A 19,416-nucleotide genomic window follows, 5' to 3' on the forward strand; every position below is an offset into this window, starting at 1 on the left:
GCGTCGATACTGGGCTTGAAAGAATATATGCGTAAGTGGATTTTTGGGGTTATTGCAGCCGTATCGCTAACGGCATGTGGTGTGGCATATGTTTCCCCACAGGTTAGCGCTACAGACGGAAAAGTGCGTGTCGTGCCGCTGAGCGCCGATAGTGTGTTGGTCGCTAACCGCGATACCTATACGCCAAAACAAATCCCCAACGCATTCTTCCAAAACGCCGGAAGTGCGGGGGCGTTACGCAGCGCCGGGGCCGCCCCACCACCAAGCCTTTCTGAACAACAGCGCCCTGCAACCTTGGCCGCACGCATCCCACCACCCGTTAACCCCGGCCCATACCGCATCGGGGTCGGTGATGTTGTGCTGTTAGCAACGAAGTCAGCGGGCACTACGGTCGAAGAGCTCAGCGGGTTACTTGCCGCCCAGAACAGCCGCCAAGGCTATACGGTGCAGGATGACGGTGCGATTGCCGTGCCCGACGTTGGCAGGATCAACCTTGAGGGTTTGACGCTGGAAGAGGCCGAAGCACAGCTTTTCCAAAGCCTCGTTGAAAACCGTATTGATCCGACCTTTAGCTTGGAGATTGCAGAGTTTAACTCGCAGCGGGTATCGCTGGGTGGTGCCGTCGCAACACCCATCGTTGTGCCGATCACCTTGACACCGCTGCGCCTTGACGAAGCGCTCACACGTGCCGGTGGCATTGCAACGGCTGACGTCGATTTTGCATCTATCCGTATTTACCGGGACGGGACGCTTTATCAAATTCCTTTGACGCAGTACCTTAGCGAACCGGAACTGCAAAAAACCCGCCTTGCAGCGGGCGACAGCGTCTTCGTCGATACGGCTTTTGAGCTTGAGAAAGCGCGTGCCTATTTCGAAGAACAGATCACGCTGTCACAGTTTCGCCAGCAAGGGCGCAGTCTGGCGCTGGCGCAACTGAACACCGAGATTGAATTGCGGCGTGCGGCATTGACCGAAACACGCGTCAACTTTCAGGACCGTATCACCCTTGATGCCGTCGACCGCGATTATGTCTATCTGACTGGTGAGGTTACCCAACCGGGCCGCTTTGCGATGCCGTTCGGGCAGCAAACGACACTGGCAGATGCGCTTTATTCAGACGGCGGTTTTTCGTCCGAAACTGGCAATCCGGCGCAGATCTATGTTCTGCGCAGCGCGGAGGCAGATTTTGGCGCGGTGACGGCTTGGCATCTGGATGCGCGAAACGTAACTAATCTGTTGCTCGCAACGCGGATGAACCTGCTGCCAAACGATATCATCTTTATCGCCGAACAGCCGATCACGCGCTGGAACCGGGTTGTGCAGCAACTGGTGCCATCGCTGATTACCTCAGGTGTAGGCATCGCCAGCAGATAAGCAGGTTAGGTCAGCAATCCATCGCCTCTTGTGGGGCTGTGATAACGCATGCACCGGGCAATGCATCGGCATCTGGTGATACGGCAACCATGATCAGATCGGACGCAGGTGGAAACGCGGTGGTCAACCGTTCGGCAAGGGTGTCGGCCGATACGCTTTCGACTTCCCCCAGGATATCGAGCGAGCGGCCCACGGGATAGCCATCCAGCACGCTTTGGATTTCCATTTGCCCCTGATCTACGACGTATTCCCAGATATCTGAAAAATACTCGTTGTAGGGCACTTTGCGGTCGGCGACGGACCCACTTGGCCCATCTGCGCGAAACGCGTCATAAGCTTCGCGGATTACCCTTTCTGCGTCAGCCAATTTGCTGCCTTCGACCTCACCGGTCATGTAAAAGATGCGATCCTCACGCGAATAATTGGCAAAACCGACTGAGAAACCATAGCTCGCCCGCAATTCTGTTCTGACCGCATTGAACAAGACGCTTTGATCACCCTGCCCCAAAGCGTCAAGCAGCATCAAATCTTCAAATTCCTGACCCATGCGCGTGGGTGGCACCTGACCGACAAAGCCCAAGGTGGTCGCCTGCGCGTCTGGCCTGTGCAGCAAGATGCGAAGGGGGGTAAAGTCTGCGGCAAAAGGCGCAGGCGCGATGTCCCCGGGATCTGGCAGCGACGCGAATAGCAGATCAACGGCTGTCCCCGCTGTTTCCGCGTCAGTATCGCCAACGACAACGACGGTCTGTGGTGCGTTGGTGATGAACTCTGCATGCCATTGCCGTACATCCTCAAGCTTCAGATTTTCGAACAAGCCCGGCTCATCCATGGATAGTGCATTGCGAATCGGTTGTTCGCCGAAAACCGCCCAGCGCACCGCTTCAAAGGCCAGAAACTGATCCTGCGCACGGGATTCTACCACGTTTTGTTCAAAGCCATCACGAACGCGGGCGAACCAGCTTTCGTCAAAGGTGGGGCTGGCCAGATGCGCATTGGCGACCTCCAGCACTTGGTAAAGATGCTCTGGCGGAAAGGTCAGTTGGCCCAAAACATGATCAACAGTCACATCAAGATAAGCCTCTGCATCCAAATCCGCGAACAGCTCAACCACTTCACCCGGTGGAAAACCCGTCGCACCACCGGCAAGCATCAGGTCAATCGCTGTGCGCGGGGCTGCCTGATTAACATCCGCTCGCCCGGCCCAATCGGTCGGCCATGCGACCTGGATCGAGATATAGTCGCTGCCCGGTGACTGGATCAGCGTATAATCCATCTCACCTTCGGTGGTTTGCGTGCTAAAGGATGGGCCGTCTTCCTGACATCCAGCAACCAATAGACTAACAGCGAGTGCAATCACTATTCTGATCATTCGAATGTCCTTTCCGGTCCAATGAATGTGATGGCCGTGCGGCCCTGCGCGCCAAGCGCATCCATCAACATGTTCACCACTTCAGCAGATATCTGGCCCTGCATACCGCGCACAGATGTTGGTGGAAGCGGACGCCGCAAGCTTGATACCCGCTCTAGAGTATAATCCGCCATCCAGCTTTGTGTGTCACCTTCATCCGTCCAATTCGGCCAGAACCCCTCAAAACGGTCCTTTAGTCGGCGATAACTGCCAATGGGAATGCCGTCAGCGGCGATAGTTTGCAGCACGTTCTCAATCTCATCACTCAGCGCCTTAAGGGTAACACCCCGATCAGGCTCGGCAGTGACGAAAAGTTCGACATGCTGCTCATCCAGCGGCCAAATGCTGACCTGAAAGCTGCGGGCAAATGCAGCGTCAAACCGTAAGGGTCCAGCCAATCCGCCGGGCACGTTCGCATCCAGAATGTTGCGCAAAAGGATCGCGTGAACCTCTAGCAGATCAAAATCCATCGGCGCGTCTAACGGAACAACCCTGCGAAACTGCACGCGCGGGGCAGCGTTTTCTTTTGGAAAGCGAAAATACGCGGTTTCTGGCACCGCCAGCGAAAAAGGCACGGGGGTTACGCCAGCTGTGCCAAAATCGTCTTCGGGATGCCCGATATTGCGCAGCGCCCGGCTAACCTGCCTGCGTGACACGTCCCCAACAACAACAAGGGTCGCCGCATCAAGCGTGTGGGTCTTGGCATGAAAGGCGCGCGCGTCATCGTAGGTCAGCGCGGTGATATCGTCCCGGCTGCCGATCACGGATGTCGCGATTTGGTTGCCCTCATATAGAAACGCATCCATGCGTTCAGCCGCTTGCATGTCTATGTTGTTGCCCAGCCGAAAATCATACTCGCGCATCAGCACATCACGCTCGCCGCCCGCAAAGATCGGATCAACGGTGAGCGGCTGTGCAGTGTTAAGCAACTGTTGCAGCACATCGGGCAAATCATCAGGCCGCCCTGACAGCCAATAGCCAATCGCGTACCCGCTGGTCCATGCGTTGGAGTGGTTATCAAGACGCCGCTCTTGCCCGCCCATGGCATTTGCCCAAGCCAGATGTTCAACATAATGCGCAAGACCGGGGGCGGCAGGCGGGTTTGGCCAGACCAGATAGGCGGTCACATCAGAGGCTTGCGTTTCAGCGACAATAACGCCGCTGCTTGCCTTTGCCTGCTCTTGCCATGTGGAATAGGTAACCGCGACCGCCGCGAAAGCAGCCACGAAAACAGCCGCTTTGAATGTACTGCTCAACTCAGAAAAGCCTCCGCCCAGACGGCCAAAATACAACTTAATGGTGCCTCCTGACATCACATCATGCAACGCGAATATCGGGCGTCCCTTTGGTTGCATGCTGATCTGCGACAATCCGCCCAACCAGAAAAGGCTGGCGCATAATTCATAGGCGTCTCTTACGAAAAAGGGCCGCCCTTTCGGACGACCCTTCGATAACTATGCATCCGGCCCGAAGGCCGCGATGGCTTAGCCGTTCACGCTGTCTTTCAGCGCTTTGGCGATCGTCATTTTGACAACCTTGTCGGCGTCTTTCTTGATCTGCTCACCTGTGGCCGGGTTGCGCACCATGCGCTCTGGGCGCTCGCGGCAGTAGATTTTGCCAACACCGGGAAGTGTCACAGCGCCGCCGCCGGATACTTCTTTGGTGATGATGCCAGTCACGGCGTCCAGTGCGGAACCCGCAGCTTTCTTGTCCATGCCTGTTTCATCGGCCAATGCAGCAACAAGCTGCGCTTTTGTCATTGGTTTTGTAGCCATTATCCTGGTCTCCCTCATTCACCCCAGCAGTGGGGCCTATTACCCGCGCATTTAACGGTATGTTGTGTCAGACCACAATGATTAGTGTAGGTTTACAAGGGAAAAAGCGCCACTTTTTGCGTTTTTTGGCCATTCAGAGGAAGGCTGTCTCCTCAAAACTGCGTAATTTCCGGCTATGGATGCGTTCCAGCGGCATTTCGCGCAGCCGTTCCATGGCCCGAATACCGATCATCAAATGCGCGGCGACCTGCGTTTTATAGAAATCCGAGGCCATGCCGGGCAGTTTCAGCTCACCATGCAGAGGTTTGTCACTGACGCACAACAGCGTCCCATAAGGCACCCGGAACCGGAAACCGTTGGCCGCAATCGTCGCACTTTCCATATCCAGCGCAATGGCGCGCGATTGCGAAAGGCGCTGCACCGGCCCCGCCTGTTCACGCAGTTCCCAGTTGCGGTTGTCGATAGTGGCCACCGTACCGGTCCGCATGATCCGCTTGAGTTCATAGCCCTCAAGTTCGGTCACATCTGCGACAGCCGTTTCCAGCGCGATCTGAATTTCGGCTAGCGCGGGGATCGGCACCCAGACGGGCAGGTCATCATCCAACACGTGATCTTCACGCAGGTAGGCATGTGCGAGCACAAAATCACCCAGCCGTTGCGAATTACGCAGCCCAGCGCAGTGACCCACCATCAGCCAAGCATGCGGGCGCAGCACGGCGATATGGTCGGTCGCGGTCTTCGCGTTCGACGGCCCCACCCCGATATTCACCAAAGTGATCCCACTGCCGTTGGCACGCTTCAGGTGATAGGTCGGCATCTGCGGCAGCTTACCCGGAACCGGGATCGGCGCATCGGCATCCGTAATTTCAACATTCCCTGTGCTGACAAAACTGGTGTAGCCGCTGTCTGGATCGGCCAGCATATGACGGGCGTAAGCCTCGAACTCTTCGACGTAGAACTGATAGTTGGTGAACAGTACATGGTTCTGAAAATGCTCTGCCGCGGTCGCCGTATAATGCGCCAATCGCGCGAGCGAATAATCGACACGCTGTGCCGTGAAAGGGGCCAAAGGCCGCGCACCGTCGGGATAGGTAAACGCCTCGCCGTTTACGATATTGTCGTGCGTGGTGCTCAGGTCCGGCACATCAAAGTTGTCGCGCAGGTTAAATTCCATCGACCCATCATGCGGCACCGTCAGCCCCGGATCATTGGCGGCTGCAAAATGCACCGGCATTTCAGTGCTGGAAGCACCAATGACAACCGGGACACCATGGCTTTCAAGCAGCAAACCAATCTGCTGTTCCAGATAGGACGCAAACAAGTCAGGCCGGGTGATCGTCGTCGCATACACACCCGGTTCAGCCACATGACCGAAAGACAAACGCGTGTCGGTCTTAGCATAAGTCGTCGTTGTCAGGCGGATTTCGGGATAAAATGCACGCACCCGTGTTTCAGGCTGACCGTTTGTCAGCGCAGCTGAAAAATTCTCGGACAAGAACTTTACTGCGGTGGCGTAAAGCTCTTGCAACCGTTCCACCGCTTTTTTTGCGTCCGTAAAGCTTTCAGGTTTTGGGATATCAGGTGTCCGGATTGACACCTCTTGGGCTATATTCATGCGTTTTCCTCAAATATATCGGTGATTTCAAACTTATCGACATCGACCAACCCCAGGTCAGAGATCCGTAGCGATGGGATGACGACAAGTGCCAACAGCGAATGCTGCATATAGGCGTTATTCAATGTGCAGCCGCAGGCCGCCATTGCGGCGACCATCTGATCGGCTTTAGCCGCGACCTGCGCTGCGGGGCTGTCAGACATCAGGCCCGCGATTGGCAATTCTACCAGCGCCAGCTCTTCGCCGTCTTTCCAGACGGTTACACCGCCGCCAACCTCGCCAAGACGGTTTGCCGCAGCAGCCATCATCGCCCGATCTGTTCCAACGACGATCATATGGTGGCTATCATGGGCGACGGTCGAGGCCATCGCCATTTTGCCAGTGTAGCCAAAGCCCGAGACAAAGCCGTTCACGACCTTGCCCGTCCCTTGATGTCGTTCCACCAGAGCAATCTGATAGGTGTCACCTTCGCCTTCAACCAACCCATCAACAACAGGCAGCTCAGCTGTCAAAGCCTCGGTCGGTGCTTGGTTTTCAACAACGCCGATGACCTTCGCTTTTACCTTATTCTTGCCTTCGGGCGCATTGATCGCAAAGTCAGCATCATCCAACACCTTGCCCATATGCACGGTTTCGCGGGCATCAGCGGGCCAATCGTAATGTGGACATTCCACCGTGATCTTGCCGTCCTTTGCCACGGTCTGCCCACGCGCGATGACCTCCTCAATCGGCAGCGTCACCAGATCTGAGGTCAGGATCATATCCGCCCGCCGTCCCGGCGCAATCGACCCGATCTCGCGCTCCAGCCCAAAATGCGTAGCCGTATTGATCGTCGCCATTTGCAACGCAACCACAGGATCACAGCCGCACGCAATCGCATGACGGACAACACGGTTCATATGCCCTTCGTTCACCAGCGTACCAGAGTGGCAGTCGTCGGTGCACAGAATGAAATTGCGCGGATCAAGGCCCTTCTCAGTCACGGCTGTAATCTGGCTTTCGACATCGTACCACGCCGACCCAAGCCGCATCATCGACCGCATCCCGTTGCGCACGCGGGCAATTGCGTCAGCCTCTGCCGTGCCTTCATGATCGTCAGCGGCGCCACCAGCGACATAAGCCGAAAATGCGACGCCTTTATCAGGCGACGCATAATGTCCGCCAACGGTTTTTCCTGCATTCATGGTCGCTGCCATCTCTGCCAGCATTTGTGGATCGCCATTGATAACGCCGGGAAAGTTCATCATCTCGCCCAATCCGATGATGCCGGGCCACGCCATCGCTTCGGCCACATCCTCAGCCGAAATCTCAAACCCGGTTGTTTCCAAACCGGGAGCGGAAGGCGCGCAGGACGGCATTTGGGTATAGATATTGACGGGCTGCATCAGCGCCTCGTCATGCATCATACGCACGCCGCGCAGGCCCAGCACATTGGCAATCTCATGCGGGTCGGTGAACATCGTCGTGGTGCCATGCGGGATCACGGCGGCGGCGAACTCGGCAGGGGTCAGCATTCCGCTTTCGATATGCATATGCCCATCGCATAGGCCGGGTATTAGATAGCGGCTTTCCGCTTCAATCACGCGCGTCTCATCACCAACGCAATGCGACGCATCAGGGCCAATGTAGGCAAACCGCCCCTCTGCGACCGCCACCTGCCAGCCATCGAGAATTTCGCGGGTTTGCACATTGACCAGCTTGCCACCGCGAATGACCAAATCGGCCTTTTCGCGCCCGGCGGCAACGGCCACCAAACGGGGGGCAACGGCGGCCCATGATTTGAAATGCGTTTCCATCCCCAATGGTTTCACCGATTTGGGGGACGTTCAAGGGGGGTGTCAGAGGTCTTGGAGTTGCAACGCCTTTTGGTCCGGATTCAGCCGCACCATGGCAATGTTCAGGGCGGCGGCGACAGTAACCCACACAAGATAAGGGGCAAATGCCAGCCCGGCCCACATGTCCAACTGCCAATGGGTCAATGTCGCGCCAAAGACTGCAACCCAAAGGCAGCCCATGATTGGAATCGATGCCTTGATGTTGCGTAGCCCAAAAAACACAGGTGTCCAAAGCGCGTTGAATGCGATCTGCATCGCCCAAAAGGCCATGGCATAGGCATTGCCATCCAAGACAGCAACCCGCGCACCAGCGAATGCAATGAGCAGATAAATCGAGGTCCAAGCGACCGGGAAAAGCCAGTTTGGCGGTGTCCACCAGGGCTTATTCAGGCTTTTGTACCACTCACCCGTCGGAAACAGCGCTCCTGTAGCGGCGGCGCCGAAGGTTGCGGCAAGGAAGATAAGAAACAGCCAGATATCCATTTATGGGACCCTTTCAAGGTTCCCATAACACCTAAGCCATCGGACGGTCAGTTCCAATCTCTGCTTCGCGTGCCTTCAGTTCGGCCAGAATATCAAGGACAGTGCTTGAACGGCTTGGATCAGGTCGCGCGCGACTGGCTGCATCGACCAAAAACGCAACTTCTGGCAACGGCTTTGCATAAACAACTGGTGATTTCGGCATGACTAAAGACGTCAGCGTGTACCCCCCCGCCTGCGTCAGCCACCCCAGCTTTTGCCGCGAAGATGTGCGCGCACGCATTGAGATGCTGTCGTATCCCTGCCGTTTCAACTGTGTACCAATGCCCGCATAGATCAAACGCGCCGCCCAAATCCCAGTGCGCGCCTGCAAAGGCAGCACGTTGATACCCGCCTCTGATCGGCGATAAAGCCTGTCGGCCTCAGCCAACAGCCGTTTGACCATGCGGCGGACATCATCCGTTGGCAGCGGTTCACGCACAAAATTCAGTGGATCAATCCCGGCCTCGGCCAGCCAATCCAGCGGCAGATAAATCCGCCCCATCCGGGCATCTTCACCCACATCGCGGGCGATATTGGTCAACTGCATCGCCACGCCAAGATCACAGGCGCGCGCCAAAGCGTCCGGGTCACGCACGCGCATCAGCACGCACATCATTGCGCCCACCGCGCTGGCAACACGGGCGGAATAGTCTCTCACACCGCTTAAACTGTCATAACGATGCTCTGCTGCGTCCCATGCAAGACCCTCTAGCAAGGCCTCTGGCAAGGCGCGCGGCATGTCAAAATCTTCGATGATCGCGGCAAAGGCCCGGTCCTCTGGCGCATTCTTGGGCTTGCCAGCATAGGCCGCATCCAGACGCTCTTGCAGGCGGAACACCGCACCGGCCTGATAGTCACCCTCATCCACCTCATCATCTGCCAGACGGCAAAAGGCATAGAGGGCCAAGGCAGGATCGCGGACCTTGGCGGGCAACAGCTTGGACGCCGCGTGAAACGATAACGACCCGTGGCGGATCGCCTCGCGGCAATGGTCAAGGTCGTCAGAGCGGATCATTCGGCAGCTACCTTCATTTCAGGCATGACGGGCGCATCGGGCACCATCTTGGCCAGCACCTCTGCACTGGAAATCACCCCGGGCACGCCTGCGCCGGGGTGCGTACCAGCGCCCACCAGATAAAGACCCTTGGCCTCTTCGCTCACGTTATGAGGCCGGAACCACGCAGATTGCAGGATACGCGGTTCGATCGAAAAGCCGGATCCATTGGGCGACAGATAGCGGTCGCGGAAATCCTCGGGAGTGAGGACCATCTCGGTACTGATGTAGTCTGCAAAGCCCGGCATGGTATTTTCGACCTCAGCCTGCACTTTGGCCTTATAAATCTCGGCCTCTTTCTGCCAATCCACTGGATCATCAAAGCCCAGATGCGGGACAGGGGACAAAACATAAAACGTGTCATCACCAGCAGGGGCGACGCTTGGGTCGGTCTTTGCGGGGCGATGGATATAAAGGCTCATATCATCAGACAATTTGCCCTTGATAAAGATATCTTTCAGCAGGCCTTCATAGCGGGGCGCGTTTGTGATCGTGTGATGGCCCACGTCAGGCCACATCTTTGCAGTGCCCTTGGTGCCAAAATACCAGACAAACAGGCCCATCGACCACCGGCGCGATTTCAGCTTTTTATCCGTCCAGCGCTTGCGCGGCGCATTGCGCAAAAGGCGTTGATAGGTATGCCCCGCATCCGCGTTACTGACCACAAGTTCCGCTGGAATAGTCTCTGAATTCGTCAGTTTGACGCCCTTGGCAGCACCCTGTTCGACAAGGATTTCATCGACCTCAACACCCTGCCGGACCTGCCCGCCCTGCGAGCGGATCACATCGGTCATCGCCTTGGCGATCTGCTGCACACCGCCCATCGCGTAGTGCACGCCGAATTCCTTTTCGAGGTAGGCGACAAGCGCATACATCGACGTCACATGCATCGGGTCGCCCCCGATAAACAGCGGGTGGAACGACAAGGCCATTCGCAAACGGGGATCTTTCACACGCGCCTTTGCCAGCCCAAGGATCGACCGATCCGCACGCAGCATCGCAAAGAGTGGCAGGACCTTGATGGTTTCCCAAAGACGGTGCATCGGTTTGGCGACCATACCTTCGAAGCCCACAACATAGCGGGCCTCGCTATCCTTGAGGAATCGCTGATAGCCCTTCACATCGCGCGGGCTGAGACGCGCGACCTCTGCCAACATCGCGTCTGTATCCTGACGGGCCGTGAACGTGGACCCATCCTGCCAGCGGACTTCGTAAAATGGGTCCATCGGGCGCAGGTCGATATCTTTGTGAAAATCGCGCCCACAGGCGGCCCATAATTCCTCATACACCTGCGGCACCGTGATAATCGTCGGCCCAAGGTCGAATCGGTGGCCATCTTGGGTCACAGATGACCCACGACCGCCTGGCTTATCCAAACGGTCCAAAACCGTTACGGCATAGCCCTTTGCACCTAACCGCATAGCCGCTGCAAGGCCGCCAAGCCCCGCACCAATGACGATTGCGGCGTTTGAATCATTCTGATGGTCTGTAATCATAGCCTAACAGTAGTAGTGTAAACACAAGTTGACAATTCTTATGTCAACATCTTCCCAAGTCTGGCCCAATATGTCAGGATTAGTTGACACGACCATGAGGTCAGAACCGTGACGCAAACTGTCAGCTTGTCTTTCTTCCGCTTCGCCGGGCCGCTGGCCCGTGCGTGGGCGTTAACGATGATGGGCGGAGCAAGATTACCGCTGGCGCGAACCCCTGACATTGGATTTTGGAAGCTGTGCGGATCAGGCACAGGCGAAGGGTTCACCCCCGTGCCCAACACCGCCGTCTATGCGATCCTTGCGACTTGGCCTGATGCGGAAACCGCGCGTGCACGCACGCAGTCGGGTATCTTTGCGACCTACCAGAAACGCGCGGCTGAGAATTGGACCGTTTTCCTGCAAACGCAGACGGCGCGCGGGGAATGGTCCGGGCAAACGCCTTTTGAACCCACAACAGCCGAAACCGCTGGCCCATTAGCCGCACTGACCCGCGCAACGATCAAACCCCGCATCCTGAAGCGGTTCTGGGGCCGCGTGCCGAATATCTCTGAGATGATCGGAAAGGACCCAAACGTCGCCTTCAAGATCGGCATTGGCGAAGTGCCGATGCTGCACCAAGTCACATTTTCCATCTGGCCATCTGAAAAAGCGATGGCCGGTTTCGCCCGCACTGGACCACACGCAGAGGCTATTCGCGCTGTCCGCGACGAAGGCTGGTTTCGCGAAGAACTTTATGCCCGTTTTGCCGTGCACTCCGACCGGGGCACATGGAACGGCACCTCACCCTTAGCCAAACTTGAGGCCACATAAGATGCACCCTTTTCCATTCTCTGCCATCGTCGGCCAGGACGAGATGAAACAAGCGATGATCCTGACCGCGATTGACGCCAGCATCGGTGGCGTTTTGGTGTTTGGCGACCGGGGAACAGGTAAATCGACTGCGGTACGGGCGTTGGCCGCATTGTTGCCGCCGATCAAAGCGATCAAAGGCTGCCCAATCAACAGCGCAAAGGCGAAAGATGTCCCCGAATGGGCCAACGTGTCCGCCAAACGCGCACAAGACATGCCCACGCCTGTTGTCGATCTGCCCCTCGGCGCGACCGAGGATCGGGTAACCGGCGCGCTGGATATCGAAAAGGCGCTGACCAAGGGTGAAAAGGCCTTTCAACCCGGTTTGCTGGCGCGTGCCAATCGCGGCTATCTATACATCGACGAAGTGAACCTGCTTGAAGATCATATCGTTGATCTGTTGCTCGACGTGGCGCAGTCCGGCGAAAACGTGGTTGAACGCGAAGGGCTTTCGATCCGCCACCCGGCACGGTTTGTACTGGTTGGATCAGGCAACCCTGAGGAGGGCGAACTGCGCCCGCAACTGTTGGATCGTTTCGGTCTATCGGTTGAAGTCGCCTCGCCCAAAGAGGTCGAAACCCGCGTCGAAGTGATCAAACGCCGCGATGCGTTTGAAAATGATAACGCCGCCTTCATGCTGCGGTGGCAAGCCGAAGACGCCGCCATTCGCGACCGGGTTTTGAAGGCACGCAAGGCCCTTGCGAAGCTCAAAACACCGGAAAAAACGCTGACAGATGTGGCGGAACTCTGCCTTGCGCTGGGCTCTGACGGGTTGCGCGGTGAATTGACGCTGTTGAAAGCCGCTCGCGCCTATGCCGCTTGGCGCGATGACACGGCACTGACCCGTGCGCATGTCCGCGAGGTAGCCCCGATGGCCCTGCGCCATCGCCTGCGCCGCGATCCGTTGGACGAGGCTGGCAGCGGCACACGCGTCGCCCGCACGGTGGAAGAAGTCCTTGGCTAGTCAAAGCTGGACCCACGCGACGCTTGCATTGCAGCTACTGCGGCTTGATCCGGGGCTTGGAGGCATTTGCATTCGGGCGCGCGTCGGCCCGGTGCGCGACAGGCTGACCCGGCTTATTGAACCGACCGCACGGCGCTTGCACCCGGCCATTTCAGATGAGGCCCTTTTTGGCGGGCTTGATCTGTCTGCTACTTTGGCAAGCGGGCATTTGGTGCAGGAAAAAGGGCTTCTCGCTACCCCCGGCCCGCTGGTCTTGGCAATGGCAGAGCGTACAACAACCGGCCTTGCCGCCCGTCTGGCTGTTGCTTTGGACAAAGGTGATCAGCATTATCTTATCGCGCTGGACGAAGGGGTGGAACCTGACGAATGTCTAAACCCAAAATTGGCAGAACGTTTGGCTTTTCATGTTGATCTGTCTGATTGCAGTTTGGCTGATACTGAAGTCCCCACACAGACGTTCAAATCGACGGTCCATTTGCGGGAAATAGAAGTACGGCCTAAAATCATTGTGCAGATCACCCGCATCTCAGAAGAGCTTGGCATCGACAGCATGCGCGCACCGCTATTTGCGATCCGTACCGCGCGGGCGCTTGCGGCACTGCATGGCCATGATCGCGTAACCTTGGATGATGTTGAAATCGCCTGCGCGCTGACACTGGCGCACCGTGCGACCCGTATTCCCGAACCGCAAACGCAGGAAGACCCACCAGCACCGCCACCCGATCAAAGCGACGACAGCAATTCCGACGAAACCCTTGATCTGCCGGATGAGCTGCTTTTGGACGCAGTCCGCGCACTCTTGCCTGACAATCTGCTTGATCAACTGGCAGCCCAAAAAGCCCGTGCGGGTCGGGGCAATGGCACGGGTGCGGCGCGCAAAGGCAACCGGCGTGGCCGACCCTTGCCGTCACGGGCGGGACGGATCAGCGATGGTGCGCGGATTGATATTATCGGCACATTGCGGGCAGCGGCCCCGTGGCAAACGATCAGGCGCGACGCGACGGGGCGTGAGGGCTTGCAGATCAGACCTGCCGACATTCGGATCAAGCGGTTCGAGGAAAAGTCTGACAGGCTGTTGATCTTTACGGTTGATGCATCCGGGTCGTCAGCCCTGACACGGTTGGCCGAGGCAAAAGGTGCGGTGGAATTATTGCTGGCCCAGGCGTACGCCCGCCGAGATCATGTCGCGTTAGTGGCGTTTCGTGGGACGGAAGCAGAACTGCTGCTACCACCAACGCGTTCGCTTGTTCAGACAAAGCGTCGGCTTGCCGCGCTACCGGGCGGTGGTGGCACGCCACTTGCTGCTGGCATGTTGACCGCGTTTGAGCAGGCAACCAAAGCCACCAGACGCGGTTTGACCCCAACGATTGCAATCCTTACCGATGGGCGCGCCAATATCGCGCTTGATGGACGGGCTGATCGCAAACAAGCCGCGACAGACGCCCAACAAATCGCCCGCGTGCTGCGTGCCCATAAGACCGACGCGATCGTCATCGACACTGGTAACAGGCCAGAGCCCGCATTGCGCAACCTAGCGCAAACACTGGACGCCGCTTATTTGCCGCTGCCACGCGCCGATGCGGAACGACTTTCGAAATCAGTCGCCACCGCGTTGGGCGACTGATGCGCTGGCCGGACGATACCAAGGACTGGCCTCTGACGGCCTATTCGCGGCGCGTTCTGCACCGTCCCCATCGTTGGCATATTCAGGAACACGGGGAAGGGCCGCTGATCTTGCTGATCCATGGCGCGGGCGGTGCCACACAGAGTTTCCGGGGCCTGTTTCCCCTGCTGGCCCAAACCCATCACGTTGTCGCCGTTGATTTGCCGGGGCAAGGGTTTACGCAACTCGGCGCCCAGCAACGCTGCGGGCTGGATCATATGGCCGAGGATCTACTGGCGCTGTGTCGGAACCAGGGATGGACGCCCGACGTTGTGGTTGGACATTCCGCCGGTGCGGCGGTCGCCCTGCGCATGTGGGAACTTGGGATGCAAATGAACAATGGCATTGTGGGCATCAATGCAGCGCTTGGGAATTTCAAAGGCGTTGCAGGATGGCTGTTCCCCATGATGGCCAAGGCCTTGGCCGTCACACCCTTTAGTGCTGGGATTTTTGCCAGTACAACCACGCGCAGCAGTGTGCGGGGTCTGGTGCAGGGCACGGGATCAAAGCTCGATCCGGAAGGGCTGGATTTTTATTATCGGTTGGCGACGGACCGGGGCCATGTGGATGCGACGCTGTCGATGATGGCGCAGTGGTCATTGGATGGATTGTTGGCACGGCTGGATAAGATTGATGTACCCGTGCATCTGATAACCGGAATGGCAGACAAGGCGGTCCCGCCTCACGTCAGCAGAGATGCGGCAGGCCTGTTACCGAACGCAGAACTGACCGAATTGGCCGGGTTAGGACATCTGGCGCATGAGGAAGACCCGGAAACCTTGGCACGCCTGATCATAAAAACGTAAAGGGCCGCCAGAGTTTCCTCTGACGGCCCATAAATCAGTGATGCGGTTGCCTATTCTTCCGCAACAAATGTCGCGAGGTAAGCATACAGGTCATAGGCCTGTTCTTCCTGACGGACCTGATAGGCCATCTTGCCGCGCGCACGGCGGTTGTCGAGTGTTTCACGCAACCACCCTGTCGGATCCTGAACGTAGCCAACGAAAGCTTCTTCGGTCCAAACGGTTTCTGCCTCGCCAAGTTCGATCAGCGCGTCGCTGTAACGGAAGTCTTCAACAGAACCCATTGTGCGACCTGCGATAGCGTAAAGGTTTGGACCTGTGCGGGCGTTACGGCCTGCGAGCACCTCACCCGAGGCGTCAGCAACAACGTGGCACGCCACACACTGGCGGTTGAACTGTTCTTCGCCAGAGGCAACGTCGCCTTGGGAAGACGCATGGCCATCAGCAAATGCGGGTGCGGAAAGGACAGCAAAAGCTGCTGCGATTGTAAACTTCTTCATGATCGTATCCTCTTCGATCTAATTTCGGTGACCGTTCGCCCCAGTCGATCTGTAATGTAACGCGGGAAACGGGGCGGTCCACCCCTGTATGCAAAAGAATGCGTGATTGGCGTTATGCCACCGCATGCGCCAAAGCACACTGTCTCCACAAAACCCTTAAAGCATTGATAAGATGATCAATATCAGCATCAGTATGAAGGGGCGATGGTGTGAACCGCAACCGCTCAGTTCCCTTCGGAACCGTTGGATAATTGATGGGTTGCACATAAATATCCCATTCGCGCATCAGATAATCGGCCAACATACGAGTCTTAACCGGGTCACCAATCATGACCGGAACGATATGGCTTTCGTTCTCCATGTGCGGAATGCCTTCGCGATCCAGTGATGCGCGCAAGCGCGCCACCTGGCGGCGCTGTTGGGCGCGCTCGAACTCGGATTGCTTGAGATATGCGATGGATGTCCGCGCCGCTGCTGCAACCGCCGGTGGCAGTGCCGTTGTAAAGATAAACCCGGACGCAAAACTGCGGATAAAGTCACAAAGCGCCGCTGATCCGGTGATATAGCCGCCGACAACGCCGAAAGCTTTGCCCAAAGTGCCTTCGATAAGCGTGATCCGATCTGCCAGCCCTTCGCGTTCGCTAACACCACCACCGCGCGGGCCATACATGCCAACGGCGTGTACCTCGTCCAGGTATGTCATGGCACCATATTTTTCAGCGACTTCGACGATTTCCTTAATGGGGGCGATATCGCCATCCATCGAGTAGACGCTTTCAAAAGCAACGATCTTTGGCACATCAGCGGGCAAACAGCGCAGCTTCATTTCCAGATCGTGTACGTCATTGTGTTTCCAGATGACCTTCTGCGCGCGGCTATGGCGGATACCCTCGATCATAGAAGCGTGGTTGCCTGCGTCCGACAGGATAACGCAACCGTGCAGACGGCTGCCCAGCGTGCTGAGTGCGGCCCAGTTGGACACGTAGCCAGAGGTGAACAACAGCGCCGCTTCCTTACCGTGCAGATCTGCCAACTCTGCTTCCAAAAGAAGGTGATCATGGTTGGTGCCAGAGATGTTGCGGGTCCCACCTGCGCCGGTGCCGGTGCGTTCAACTGCTTCGCACATCGCCTCGATCACCTTGGGGTGCTGGCCCATGCCAAGATAGTCATTGGAACACCAAACGGTGACATCGCGCACACCATCTTCGTCATGGTTGGCCGCGCGGGGGAATTTGCCGCACTGCCGCTCTAACTCTGCGAAATAACGATAGTTTCCGTCGTCTTTCAATTGCGTCAATTGTTCATTGAATAGGGCGTCAAAATCCATCGCGCTTATCTTTCTTCTTTAGTCATCGATTTTTGCGCCGGAAGCATCCAACGCCAGAGTTTCGCATCGGGCAGCGGTACCACCATCAGCCAGTGTTCAAGCAAGGCAAGCCCCGCCATTGCCGTCAGCAGGGCAAAGCCCACAACGGTCACGTCCGATCCGGCGGTCCAAAGCCGTTCAGCGCAGACCGCCAAAAGCGCGGTCAAAATCGTAATCGCCGCCGGGAAAGCCAGCGTCACCGGACCGCGCCGGAAATATGATTTGAGATGAGAAAGCTTGTCCGGCACGAATTCAGTGTTGATCCGTGGCACCCCGTAAAACAGGTTCAGCTTTGCCGAAATACGGGCAAGGAAAAGGACCAGATAAGTCGCCATCGCAATTCTGTTTTCCGCCCCATCTGATGCAATGACCAAGCCCCAAAGGCCCATGGTCAGCGCCAGCTCGTGATAGGCCACTGTTTGAAACGCGCGAAAAAACCTATCGCGCCCGGACAAGCCAGGCGGACATTCATCGCGCATGGGGCCAGTGATCACACCGGCCAAAAATGCCAGTTCAATCCAGCCCCAAATCGCCAATGCGCCAGCAAACCCAATGTAAGCGCCGACGACGCTGGCATCATTCAACGATGCGGCAACGGCCCAGACGCCCAGTGCCAACAAGGGCAGGCCCATGAACACCGTCATCCCATGGGTGCCCAAGCGATCCGCCCGACGCACCGCCACCAAGATCGCCCCGGTGGAAAACCACCAGACGAAAATAGCAATCAGCGATGCGATCCAGGGCGAGGTCATTAGTAAGCAGGCTCCAACCGTGGGCTTTCAGGCACAGCGTTCTTGTGAACCGGGATTGTCAGAAGCGAAACAAAGGCAAAACCGGCCTTGGCAGATCCTGCCATCCGCTTGACCCAACCGCTGACGCCACCTTGCTTGCGGCCTGCTGCGATCTGCACATTAGCGTCCTGCATCCGGTTCAAAGTAGGCTCCCAACGCGGGTGGTTGATGTCGAGCGTCATAGGGAACACCTGCGTGGTGATCTCTGACGTGACGCGGAACACCTCTTGGCCGTACCATTTGGGATCAACGCCCAGCGCTTTGTGGAACTCTGGCCGCTGGTGATCGCGGACCCACATGGTCGAAAAGACGGCTGTCAGGAAAAACTTGATCCACAGCTTGTTCATGCGGCTTTCGGTCAGTTGCGGATCGGTTTTCAACAGCAAGGCAAATGCTTCGCCATGCGAAAACTCATCATTGCACCACTCGCGGAACCACTTGAAGATTGGGTGGAACCGATGCTCGGGATGTTTTTCCAGATGGCGGAAAATTGTGATGTAGCGGGCATAGCCGATCTTTTCAGACAGGTAAGTCGCGTAATAGATGAACTTGGGGCGGAAATACGTGTATTTCTTGGCCTGCGTCAGGAAGCCAAGATTGACCGCAATGCCCGCTTCGCGCAGAGCGTCATTGATGAAACCAGCGTGCCGGGCCTCATCACGGGCCATCAGTCCAAATAGTTCAGTGATGTCTTTATTGGCACCGCGACGCTTCATTTCTTTGTAAAGCACGCAACCAGAGAATTCGGCGGTACAGCTTGAGATCAGAAAGTCGATGAATTCCGCCTTCAGCGCAGGCTCCATCCCGTCCCAATCAACATTGTCCCAATCTTCGTTCTTCTTAAAGTGCCCCTTGTTAGGGTCCGCTTTCATCGCGGCGATCAAGACATCCCAGTCCTTACGAACAGGTGTGACATCAATCGCGTCCATCTCGTCAAAATCGGTGGTGTAGAAGCGCGGCGTCAGCAATGTGTTGGACATAGCAACCTGCGTTGCTTCTTCGTTGGTCAGTGGCGGCAGGGCCTCTTGCGCGGCAATGGCTTCCTCTGCGGTGGCGGCATTGGATGAATGCATGTTCATGACAGCACCTCTTCGCTGAATGAGAACTCGCACAGTTCCATGAACTCCAGATCGCCGGTGGCGCGGGTCCACATCTGCTCGATCTTGCTGGCACGGGTGATCACAGCAGTGCGCTGCTCTTCAACCATTTCGCCAAAGGCGGCCATAATCTCGGGGCCCTGAACCTGCACTGTGTCACCCGGATTGATAACGGCACCATTGTCCAGCCGGACATGCGCAGACAGTTCTTCAAAGCGATGCGAGATCGTCACCGTGCAAGGCGCGGTTTCTTTCTCTCTTGTAAATAGTCCCATGTGAGTTCCCTTTCACACTGGCGCTGGGG

18 protein-coding genes are annotated in these 19,416 nt (G+C 57.0%); 5 read left to right on the top strand and 13 right to left on the bottom strand.

Going from position 1 to position 19,416, the window contains the following annotated elements:
- The first annotated feature begins 27 nt into the window (after positions 1-27).
- A complete protein-coding gene (locus MWU60_RS16420) occupies positions 28-1,374 on the top strand; it encodes a polysaccharide biosynthesis/export family protein (RefSeq protein WP_247228462.1) in 1,347 nt (448 codons plus the stop codon).
- Positions 1,375-1,384: 10 nt separating this feature from the next.
- Here MWU60_RS16420 and MWU60_RS16425 read toward each other — a convergent pair whose 3' ends face one another.
- The 8 genes from MWU60_RS16425 to MWU60_RS16460 form a co-directional block, all read right to left on the bottom strand.
- On the bottom strand, positions 1,385-2,743 hold the full coding sequence (locus MWU60_RS16425) for an insulinase family protein (RefSeq protein WP_247228463.1): 1,359 nt from the start codon (positions 2,741-2,743) through the stop codon (positions 1,385-1,387).
- Positions 2,740-4,038 carry a hypothetical protein gene (locus MWU60_RS16430; protein WP_247228464.1) on the bottom strand — a complete coding sequence of 433 codons (1,299 nt, stop codon included), beginning with the start codon at positions 4,036-4,038 and terminating at the stop codon, positions 2,740-2,742. Before MWU60_RS16430 ends, MWU60_RS16425 begins: the two co-directional genes overlap by 4 nt.
- A 228-nt stretch (positions 4,039-4,266) precedes the next feature.
- Positions 4,267-4,557 (bottom strand): HU family DNA-binding protein, encoded by a 291-nt coding sequence (locus tag MWU60_RS16435; protein WP_247228465.1) that lies wholly within the window; start codon positions 4,555-4,557, stop codon positions 4,267-4,269.
- 133 nt (positions 4,558-4,690) lie between these two features.
- Positions 4,691-6,172 (bottom strand): AMP nucleosidase, encoded by a 1,482-nt coding sequence (locus MWU60_RS16440; RefSeq protein WP_247228466.1) that lies wholly within the window; start codon positions 6,170-6,172, stop codon positions 4,691-4,693.
- On the bottom strand, positions 6,169-7,968 hold the full coding sequence (gene ade / locus MWU60_RS16445) for an adenine deaminase (protein WP_247228467.1): 1,800 nt from the start codon (positions 7,966-7,968) through the stop codon (positions 6,169-6,171). The genes MWU60_RS16440 and ade overlap by 4 nt, the downstream gene beginning before the upstream one ends.
- A 42-nt stretch (positions 7,969-8,010) precedes the next feature.
- Positions 8,011-8,490: a TspO/MBR family protein gene (locus tag MWU60_RS16450; protein WP_247228468.1), complete on the bottom strand. Its 480-nt coding sequence runs from the start codon at positions 8,488-8,490 to the stop codon at positions 8,011-8,013.
- 31 nt (positions 8,491-8,521) lie between these two features.
- Positions 8,522-9,544 carry a 15-cis-phytoene synthase gene (crtB, locus tag MWU60_RS16455; protein ID WP_247228469.1) on the bottom strand — a complete coding sequence of 341 codons (1,023 nt, stop codon included), beginning with the start codon at positions 9,542-9,544 and terminating at the stop codon, positions 8,522-8,524.
- Entirely contained in the window at positions 9,541-11,079 is a 1,539-nt protein-coding gene (locus tag MWU60_RS16460; RefSeq protein ID WP_247228470.1) for a phytoene desaturase, read from the bottom strand. The genes crtB and MWU60_RS16460 overlap by 4 nt, the downstream gene beginning before the upstream one ends.
- Before the next feature lie 108 nt (positions 11,080-11,187).
- Here MWU60_RS16460 and crtA point away from each other — a divergent pair, with 108 nt between their 5' ends.
- The 4 genes from crtA to bchO are packed head-to-tail and all read left to right on the top strand — an operon-like array spanning position 11,188 to position 15,361.
- The gene (gene crtA, locus MWU60_RS16465; protein ID WP_247228471.1) at positions 11,188-11,889 is read left to right on the top strand and encodes a spheroidene monooxygenase; all 702 of its coding nucleotides are present in this window, start codon (positions 11,188-11,190) and stop codon (positions 11,887-11,889) included.
- 1 nt (position 11,890) lies between these two features.
- The gene (bchI, locus tag MWU60_RS16470) at positions 11,891-12,892 is read left to right on the top strand and encodes a magnesium chelatase ATPase subunit I (protein ID WP_247228472.1); all 1,002 of its coding nucleotides are present in this window, start codon (positions 11,891-11,893) and stop codon (positions 12,890-12,892) included.
- Positions 12,885-14,516 (top strand): magnesium chelatase subunit D, encoded by a 1,632-nt coding sequence (locus tag MWU60_RS16475; RefSeq protein ID WP_247228473.1) that lies wholly within the window; start codon positions 12,885-12,887, stop codon positions 14,514-14,516. Before bchI ends, MWU60_RS16475 begins: the two co-directional genes overlap by 8 nt.
- Entirely contained in the window at positions 14,516-15,361 is an 846-nt protein-coding gene (gene bchO, locus MWU60_RS16480) for an alpha/beta fold hydrolase BchO (protein WP_247228474.1), read from the top strand. The genes MWU60_RS16475 and bchO overlap by 1 nt, the downstream gene beginning before the upstream one ends.
- A 50-nt stretch (positions 15,362-15,411) precedes the next feature.
- Here bchO and MWU60_RS16485 read toward each other — a convergent pair whose 3' ends face one another.
- The 5 genes from MWU60_RS16485 to MWU60_RS16505 all read right to left on the bottom strand — a co-directional run bounded on the left by MWU60_RS16485 (position 15,412) and on the right by MWU60_RS16505 (position 19,387).
- Positions 15,412-15,858, bottom strand: coding sequence for a c-type cytochrome (locus MWU60_RS16485; protein ID WP_247228475.1), 447 nt, complete (start codon positions 15,856-15,858; stop codon positions 15,412-15,414).
- A gap of 112 nt (positions 15,859-15,970) precedes the next feature.
- A complete protein-coding gene (hemA, locus tag MWU60_RS16490) occupies positions 15,971-17,185 on the bottom strand; it encodes a 5-aminolevulinate synthase (protein ID WP_247228476.1) in 1,215 nt (404 codons plus the stop codon).
- Positions 17,186-17,190: 5 nt separating this feature from the next.
- Entirely contained in the window at positions 17,191-17,976 is a 786-nt protein-coding gene (puhE, locus tag MWU60_RS16495) for a putative photosynthetic complex assembly protein PuhE (RefSeq protein WP_247228477.1), read from the bottom strand.
- Positions 17,976-19,094 carry a magnesium-protoporphyrin IX monomethyl ester (oxidative) cyclase gene (gene acsF / locus MWU60_RS16500; protein WP_247228478.1) on the bottom strand — a complete coding sequence of 373 codons (1,119 nt, stop codon included), beginning with the start codon at positions 19,092-19,094 and terminating at the stop codon, positions 17,976-17,978. Before acsF ends, puhE begins: the two co-directional genes overlap by 1 nt.
- Entirely contained in the window at positions 19,091-19,387 is a 297-nt protein-coding gene (locus MWU60_RS16505) for a hypothetical protein (protein WP_247228479.1), read from the bottom strand. Before MWU60_RS16505 ends, acsF begins: the two co-directional genes overlap by 4 nt.
- Positions 19,388-19,416 lie beyond the last annotated feature (29 nt).

Origin of the sequence: Yoonia sp. F2084L, assembly GCF_023015625.1 — a bacterium.
Classification (GTDB): Bacteria; Pseudomonadota; Alphaproteobacteria; order Rhodobacterales; family Rhodobacteraceae; genus Yoonia.